Source organism: Streptomyces sp. NBC_01439 (assembly GCF_036227605.1).
GTDB lineage: Bacteria > Actinomycetota > Actinomycetes > Streptomycetales > Streptomycetaceae > Streptomyces.
Window position 1 is genome coordinate 5,172,501 of the sequence record NZ_CP109487.1, and the last position, 7,500, is coordinate 5,180,000.

Annotated in this window: 5 protein-coding genes, 2 rRNA genes and 2 pseudogenes (1 of these 9 cut by a window edge); 5 read left to right on the forward strand and 4 right to left on the reverse strand. The window is 63.7% G+C overall.

Translation table 11 applies throughout. From position 1 onward, the window contains the following. Positions 1–91 precede the first annotated feature (91 nt). The 4 genes and pseudogenes from OG207_RS23245 to OG207_RS23260 all read left to right on the forward strand — a co-directional run. Positions 92–3,214, forward strand: a 23S ribosomal RNA gene (locus OG207_RS23245). Between the two features lie 78 nt (positions 3,215–3,292). Further along, a 5S ribosomal RNA gene (gene rrf / locus OG207_RS23250) occupies positions 3,293–3,409 on the forward strand. A 123-nt stretch (positions 3,410–3,532) separates the two neighbouring features. After that, positions 3,533–4,117: a hypothetical protein gene (locus OG207_RS23255; RefSeq protein ID WP_329100445.1), complete on the forward strand. Its 585-nt coding sequence runs from the start codon at positions 3,533–3,535 to the stop codon at positions 4,115–4,117. Positions 4,118–4,240: 123 nt separating this feature from the next. Then, a pseudogene (locus OG207_RS23260) lies at positions 4,241–4,863 on the forward strand (helix-turn-helix domain-containing protein); the annotation flags it as partial. On the opposite strand, the gene OG207_RS23265 reads toward OG207_RS23260, so the two are convergent. The 4 genes and pseudogenes from OG207_RS23265 to OG207_RS23280 all read right to left on the reverse strand — a co-directional run bounded on the left by OG207_RS23265 (position 4,864) and on the right by OG207_RS23280 (position 6,584). Continuing rightward, a complete protein-coding gene (locus tag OG207_RS23265) occupies positions 4,864–5,187 on the reverse strand; it encodes a hypothetical protein (protein ID WP_329100448.1) in 324 nt (107 codons plus the stop codon). It abuts the pseudogene before it with no gap. Between the two features lie 150 nt (positions 5,188–5,337). Continuing rightward, positions 5,338–5,540, reverse strand: a pseudogene (locus tag OG207_RS23270) (IS5/IS1182 family transposase); the annotation flags it as partial. Positions 5,541–5,598: 58 nt separating this feature from the next. Further along, positions 5,599–6,117 (reverse strand): putative immunity protein, encoded by a 519-nt coding sequence (locus tag OG207_RS23275; protein WP_329100450.1) that lies wholly within the window; start codon positions 6,115–6,117, stop codon positions 5,599–5,601. Positions 6,118–6,152: 35 nt separating this feature from the next. After that, complete coding sequence (locus OG207_RS23280; protein ID WP_329100452.1) at positions 6,153–6,584, reverse strand: MarR family winged helix-turn-helix transcriptional regulator; 432 nt, start codon at positions 6,582–6,584, stop codon at positions 6,153–6,155. Positions 6,585–6,677: 93 nt separating this feature from the next. On the opposite strand from OG207_RS23280, the gene OG207_RS23285 reads away from it, so the two are divergent. After that, positions 6,678–7,500 carry the 5' portion of a quinone oxidoreductase family protein gene (locus OG207_RS23285; protein ID WP_329100454.1) on the forward strand. 101 nt of this gene lie beyond the right edge of the window, so only the first 823 of its 924 coding nucleotides appear in the window; it begins with the start codon at positions 6,678–6,680; the stop codon falls past the right edge of the window.

The following is a 7,500-nucleotide window of genomic DNA, read 5'->3' on the forward strand; positions in this document are numbered from 1 at the left end:
GCCGGCCCCAGTGAACTTGTTCTCTTCGGAGTGCAGGGTGATGGGTGGCTGGTCGTTGTTTGAGAACTACACAGTGGACGCGAGCATCTGTGGCCAAGTTTTTAAGGGCGCACGGTGGATGCCTTGGCACCAGGAACCGATGAAGGACGTGAGAGGCCGCGATAGGCCCCGGGGAGCTGCCAACTGAGCTTTGATCCGGGGGTGTCCGAATGGGGAAACCCGGCAGTCGTCATGGGCTGTCACCCACTGCTGAACACATAGGCAGTGTGGAGGGAACGAGGGGAAGTGAAACATCTCAGTACCCTCAGGAAGAGAAAACAACCGTGATTCCGGGAGTAGTGGCGAGCGAAACCGGATGAGGCCAAACCGTATGCGTGTGATACCCGGCAGGGGTTGCGCATGTGGGGTTGTGGGAATGAGCTTGATCGGTCTGCCGGCCGGTCGGCGAGTCAGAAACCGTTGATGTAGTCGAAGGACATGCGAAAGGTCCGGCGTAGAGGGTAAGACCCCCGTAGACGAAACATCAGCGGCTTGCTTGCTCATCTCCCAAGTAGCACGGGGCCCGAGAAATCCCGTGTGAATCTGGCGGGACCACCCGCTAAGCCTAAATATTCCCTGGTGACCGATAGCGGATAGTACCGTGAGGGAATGGTGAAAAGTACCGCGGGAGCGGAGTGAAATAGTACCTGAAACCGTGTGCCTACAAGCCGTGGGAGCGTCGCTGTATGTGCTTGCACATGCAGTCGTGACTGCGTGCCTTTTGAAGAATGAGCCTGCGAGTTAGCGGTGTGTAGCGAGGTTAACCCGTGTGGGGAAGCCGTAGCGAAAGCGAGTCCGAATAGGGCGATTGAGTTGCACGCTCTAGACCCGAAGCGGAGTGATCTAGCCATGGGCAGGTTGAAGCGGAGGTAAGACTTCGTGGAGGACCGAACCCACCAGGGTTGAAAACCTGGGGGATGACCTGTGGTTAGGGGTGAAAGGCCAATCAAACTCCGTGATAGCTGGTTCTCCCCGAAATGCATTTAGGTGCAGCGTCGTGTGTTTCTTGCCGGAGGTAGAGCACTGGATAGGCGATGGGCCCTACCGGGTTACTGACCTTAGCCAAACTCCGAATGCCGGTAAGTGAGAGCACGGCAGTGAGACTGTGGGGGATAAGCTCCATGGTCGAGAGGGAAACAGCCCAGAGCATCGACTAAGGCCCCTAAGCGTACGCTAAGTGGGAAAGGATGTGGAGTCGCAGAGACAACCAGGAGGTTGGCTTAGAAGCAGCCACCCTTGAAAGAGTGCGTAATAGCTCACTGGTCAAGTGATTCCGCGCCGACAATGTAGCGGGGCTCAAGCGTACCGCCGAAGTCGTGTCATTGCAGCAATAGGGCCAACGCCCGCTGTGATGGGTAGGGGAGCGTCGTGTGCCGGGTGAAGCAGCAGCGGAAGCTAGTTGTGGACGGTTCACGAGTGAGAATGCAGGCATGAGTAGCGATACACACGTGAGAAACGTGTGCGCCGATTGACTAAGGGTTCCTGGGTCAAGCTGATCTGCCCAGGGTAAGTCGGGACCTAAGGCGAGGCCGACAGGCGTAGTCGATGGACAACCGGTTGATATTCCGGTACCCGCTTTGAAACGCCCAATATCGAATCAGGCGATGCTAAGTCCGTGAAGCCGTTCCGGACCCTTCGGGGAAAGGAAAGTGGTGGAGCCGACGAACCAGACTTGTAGTAGGTAAGCGATGGGGTGACGCAGGAAGGTAGTCCAGCCCGGGCGGTGGTAGTCCCGGGGTAAGGGTGTAGGCCGAGGGGTAGGCAAATCCGTCCCTCATATAAGGCTGAGACCTGATGCCGAGCCGATTGTGGTGAAGTGGATGATCCTATGCTGTCGAGAAAAGCCTCTAGCGAGTTTCATGGCGGCCCGTACCCTAAACCGACTCAGGTGGTCAGGTAGAGAATACCGAGGCGTTCGGGTGAACTATGGTTAAGGAACTCGGCAAAATGCCCCCGTAACTTCGGGAGAAGGGGGCCATCACTGGTGATAGCACTTGCTGCTTGAGCTGGGGGTGGCCGCAGAGACCAGCGAGAAGCGACTGTTTACTAAAAACACAGGTCCGTGCGAAGCCGTAAGGCGATGTATACGGACTGACGCCTGCCCGGTGCTGGAACGTTAAGGGGACCGGTTAGTGACCTTTCGGGGTTGCGAAGCTGAGAACTTAAGCGCCAGTAAACGGCGGTGGTAACTATAACCATCCTAAGGTAGCGAAATTCCTTGTCGGGTAAGTTCCGACCTGCACGAATGGCGTAACGACTTCTCGACTGTCTCAACCATAGGCCCGGTGAAATTGCACTACGAGTAAAGATGCTCGTTTCGCGCAGCAGGACGGAAAGACCCCGGGACCTTTACTACAGTTTGATATTGGTGTTCGGTTCGGCTTGTGTAGGATAGGTGGGAGACTTTGAAGCAGCCACGCCAGTGGTTGTGGAGTCGCCGTTGAAATACCACTCTGGTCGTGCTGGATGTCTAACCTCGGTCCGTGATCCGGATCAGGGACAGTGTCTGATGGGTAGTTTAACTGGGGCGGTTGCCTCCCAAAGGGTAACGGAGGCGCCCAAAGGTTCCCTCAGCCTGGTTGGCAATCAGGTGTTGAGTGTAAGTGCACAAGGGAGCTTGACTGTGAGACCGACGGGTCGAGCAGGGACGAAAGTCGGGACTAGTGATCCGGCGGTGGCTTGTGGAAGCGCCGTCGCTCAACGGATAAAAGGTACCCCGGGGATAACAGGCTGATCTTCCCCAAGAGTCCATATCGACGGGATGGTTTGGCACCTCGATGTCGGCTCGTCGCATCCTGGGGCTGGAGTCGGTCCCAAGGGTTGGGCTGTTCGCCCATTAAAGCGGTACGCGAGCTGGGTTTAGAACGTCGTGAGACAGTTCGGTCCCTATCCGCTGTGCGCGTAGGAATATTGAGAAGGGCTGTCCCTAGTACGAGAGGACCGGGACGGACGAACCTCTGGTGTGCCAGTTGTCCTGCCAAGGGCATGGCTGGTTGGCTACGTTCGGGAGGGATAACCGCTGAAAGCATCTAAGCGGGAAGCCTGCTTCAAGATGAGTATTCCCACCTCCTTGAGAGGGTAAGGCTCCCAGTAGACGACTGGGTTGATAGGCCAGATGTGGAAGCCCGGTAACGGGTGAAGCTGACTGGTACTAATAGGCCGAGGGCTTGTCCTCAGTTGCTCGCGTCCACTGTGTTAGTTCTGAAATAACGAACAGCTGTGATGATAGCCAGCGTTCTAAATTTCATAGTGTTTCGGTGGTCATAGCGTTAGGGAAACGCCCGGTTACATTCCGAACCCGGAAGCTAAGCCTTTCAGCGCCGATGGTACTGCAGGGGGGACCCTGTGGGAGAGTAGGACGCCGCCGAACAATTATTGCGGAAGCCCCGCACCAGCCCTTTATGGGTTCGGTGCGGGGCTTTTCTGCGTTCACGGCAAGGCCAATGTGCGGTCACCAGCAACCGATGTCAGACGTGCGCTGTAGCTTCCCCGCATGGGTGCATATCTGGTGAGCGTCGGCGCGGAGGAATGGTTCGGTGAAGAGGAAGACGAATGGGGCGAAGTCGCTTCAGCGCTCAACGCCGAACTGAGACAGCGAGGCCTGCCGCCCTACGAAAACGTACCCCCGGAGACGGAATTCGCAGCCGGCTCGGGCCAAGCCTTCGAGGAGAAGCTGAGCCTCTCCATGACCGGGTTCTTCGCCCTGTGCGAGACGCACCTGACACATGAGGAATCGGAGGTCCTCTGCGGCTGGACCGTGCTCGTGCCCATCCCGCTCGACGAGGAGATCTGGCTGCCCATCGACTTCGGTTACTACGAGTCGACCATGGTCGTCGGTGCTCCCCAGGTGCTACCGCTCGCGGAGAAGCTGGCGACGGCCATCGGACTGCCGGCGGAAACTCCGGCCACATGCGACAACCTCGACCTGAGCACCTGGTTCAGGAACCAGGCGAAGGAGCTGGTCTCTACTCGAACAGGGCTGTGGAGCAGGGACCTGGACGCAGCCTTCTACGTCGCACTGTTCTTGCGCGCTGCCCAGCACTCGATCCGGCGGGGCTGCCCCATCGTCTCCGCCTGAGACCCGCCTTCGGCCCTGGACGTCCAGCCCCTCGGCTGCTGGTGCGGGCGCACCAGGAGCCGAGCAAGGTCGCGTTGGCACCCGCTGACTCAAGGACACCGGCCGCTTTCTGATCGTGCGCCGGGCAGCGCCAGTTCGGTGCGCTACCGGCGCGCGATGATGCTGCTGGCCCCGGCCGGGGGGAACCGGGTCCCGGTGATCGCCCAGCTGGTGCAGGCCGACGAGGACACCTTCCGCGATGTGATCCACCGGTTCAACGAGATCGGCCTGGCCTGCCTGGACCCTCGGTGGGCGGGAGGTCGTCCCCGCCGGCTGAGTTCTGACGACGAGGACTTCGTCGTCCAGACGGCCACCACCCGCCCGACCAAGCTCGGCCAGCCCTTCACCCGCTGGTCGATCCGCAAACCCGCCGCCTACCTGAGGAAAGTCCACGGCCGCGGCATCCGGCCCACCGCAAGGTCGGGCTGGGCTCCCGTCGGCCACCCCGAGCGGCATCCCGCGACCTACCACTGCACCCGTGGTGTCCGGTCCTTCCACGGCTGCTACTCGATCGGCGACGACAGGCCGTGGGGCGTCAACCGCCGCAAGAAGGGGACGGTCCAGACTCGGGCTCTGCACGCCTACCTCCGCTGGCGCAACATCAACGCCCGCCCCCCGACGTCCTAGCCGCCCAACGCCGCGAACGTGTTCGCATCCGCAGCGAGACGGGCATCCGCTGGGGCGGGCCCCCTCTCCCAGCCGTCTGATCACTGAGAGGCCCGCACTGCAGCACCCGCCGACGTGATGTCCAGGTCAATCAGGAGCTCCTCGCCCTCCCAACGACCACGCTGCGAGATCTCCAGCCCGATCAGCGCCAACTCCGCCGCTTTGTCCCTCAGCAGGTACTGCTCATGGGTTTCGGGAGCCTGCCCACTCGATTCCTCCCTATCCCACGCGGCTACGGCCGCCTCGGCCACAGCCCTGGGCAGACGCACCGAGACCCGGTCAACCTGGATGTCAACCTGCCTCCCGATCGCTGCCAGCACCTTCGAGTCTTCCCCGTACCTGACGTACTGCTCGTGATCCACCACGAGACGAGGCTACGCAGGAGCACACCATCCGTCGCCACGATTACCCGGCGAACGTATGCGGCCAGAGCACCAGCCAGACGGGTTCTGTGACCGCTACGGGCGCGCTGTCCAGCAGAAGCTCGCTGTTCCAGATGCCGGGGCCAGTGACCGTTGGATCGCACGGATCGCCTCCGTCTTCCGGTCTCCGGACCCCGTTACCAGGTGCCGCCAGGGCGAGCAGGTGCGGTACTTCCACGCGATGCCCTCAAGGGTGCCGCGGCGGCTGGCACACCGTCGCCGCGGACCGGATCGGCCGGCACCAGCAGCTCGATCCGGTCCCACATCGCAGCAGTGATCACTAAGCGGACAGACACACCCGATCGACTGACCACCCCGATCACCTGCGCAGCAGGCTGGCCGGCCAGCCGTAGGTCAGTGGCGGAGGGCGCTGTCGAGCTCGTAGTAGAGCGTGTCCAGCCGACTGCGACCAGGGCTGCGCGCCGGCATGCGGCGCAGCAGGGCGCGGACCTCCGGCGGGGCGTGCTCGATCGCCCAGCTGATCTCTTCGTCAGCGCCCGCCGCATCGCCCGCGGCGAGTTCACGGGCGAGTGCCTCGTAGACGGCGGGGCCCAGTAGGTGCTTCGACTGGTGCGGGGTGGCCAAGGGGTGGATGTACGGGGTCGCTGCCGCGTGGCACGCGGCGCGGGCGGCGGCCGTGGCTGCCGGGTCGTCGACCTCGCGCGCCGCCGCGTGGGCCGCCCAGGCGAGCGAACGCAGCTTCGCAGTGCGCTTGCCCTCGCGTACGAAGGCTCGGATGCCTTCGATCGCCTCGCGCGGGCGGGTGTCGGCTGGAGCCTTCGCCTCGAACAGGGGAAGGGCCCGCTCGACGCAATCGGCGGCCCAGATGCCGAGTTGGCGGCGGTCTTCTTCGCTGATAGCTATCTCGTCCATCCGCCCATCATGTGCGGGCTCGGCGTGCCGTGGACCTACGGGGCTTCGTGGAGCCGGGCCAACAGGGCCACCAGGCGCTCCCTTTCGGCAGGGCTGAGCGGGGCGAGGAATTCGGCGTTGGCCGCTTCGGCCAGGGCTGCGCAACGGGTGAGTACGGCAGTCCCCTTGGGGGTGACGGTGACGGCGTTCTTGCGGCGGTCGTCGGGGTTCGGGGCGCGCCGTACGAGGCCCGCCTCCTGGAGGTGGTTGAGCATGCCGACCATGTCCTTGGGGTCGACGGCGAGCCGGCGGCCCAGGTCGGCCTGGGCGACGGGCCCGTACTCGGCGGTGGCGGCCAGCACCGCATGGTGCATGAGCTTCAAGCCCTCTGCGGCGATCGCCTCCGCGACGAGTCCGCGGCCGCGCGCCGCGACGCGGCCGACGAGCCAGGAGGGCAGGGACTGGATGTGCTGGAGGGCCGAGGTCATGGGCCCACCCTAGCGAAAGTCGTTGGACATCCCCACGACTTTGACCTTATCGTTGGGATGTCCAATGAAAATGATCGGGGTCGGGGAGGTCCTGTGCTGCGCATTCGCCATGAGGTCAACGGTGGGCCGGAGGTGCTGTTCGCCGAGGAGGCCGACATGCCCTCGGCGGGGGTCGGAGAGCTGCTGATCCGGGTCGAGGCGGTCGGCGTGACCCTGCCGACCGTGCGCAAGGTGCGGGAGGGCAGCGAGCCCGTCCCGTTCGGCGGTGAGGTGGCGGGGACCGTCGTCGCCACCGGCCCCGGCGTCACCGGCTTTGTCGCCGGGGAACGCGTCACGGGACTGTGCTTCGCCGACGCCTACGCCGAGTACGCGGTGCTCAGCACCGCGATGACCTCCCGGATCCCGGCCGGCGCGGGCGCCGTGGAGGCGGTCGCGCTGGTCCGCAGCGGGCTGGTCGCCCGTGGCGCGTACGAGGCCGCGCGCGTGGAGTCCGGCGAGTCGGTCCTGGTGACGGCGGCGGCGAGCGCCGTGGGGACGCTCGCCCTGCAGTACGCGAAGGCGGGCGGGGCGGGACGCGTCGTCGCGGCGGTCAGCAGCGCGGACAAGGCCGACTTCGTCCGCGGCCTGGGCGCCGACGAGGTCGTCCTGTACGAGGATGCCGACTGGGGCGGCCCGTATGACGTGATCCTCGACGGCGTCGGCGGCGACCTGCTCGGCCCGGCGGTACGGTCCCTGGCGACGGGCGGCCGCCTGGTTGCCTTCAGCTCCGGCGGCGGCACGGTGCAGGCGTACGAACTCCTGCTCCGAGGCGCCTCGTTGATCGGCTTCCAGATACGGGCCGTCGCCACCGGCAAGCCCGAACTGTACGAGCGTTGGCTGCGCGAGCTCTGGCAGCTGTACGCCGCGGGTACCTTGC

Excerpts from the sequence above, each read along its gene's own strand:
- OG207_RS23275 (WP_329100450.1), bottom strand. The coding sequence starts at position 6,117 with ATGGACGAGATAGCTATCAGCGAAGAAGACCGCCGCCAACTCGGCATC.
- OG207_RS23255 (WP_329100445.1), top strand. The coding sequence starts at position 3,533 with ATGGGTGCATATCTGGTGAGCGTCGGCGCGGAGGAATGGTTCGGTGAA.
- OG207_RS23280 (WP_329100452.1), bottom strand. The coding sequence starts at position 6,584 with ATGACCTCGGCCCTCCAGCACATCCAGTCCCTGCCCTCCTGGCTCGTC.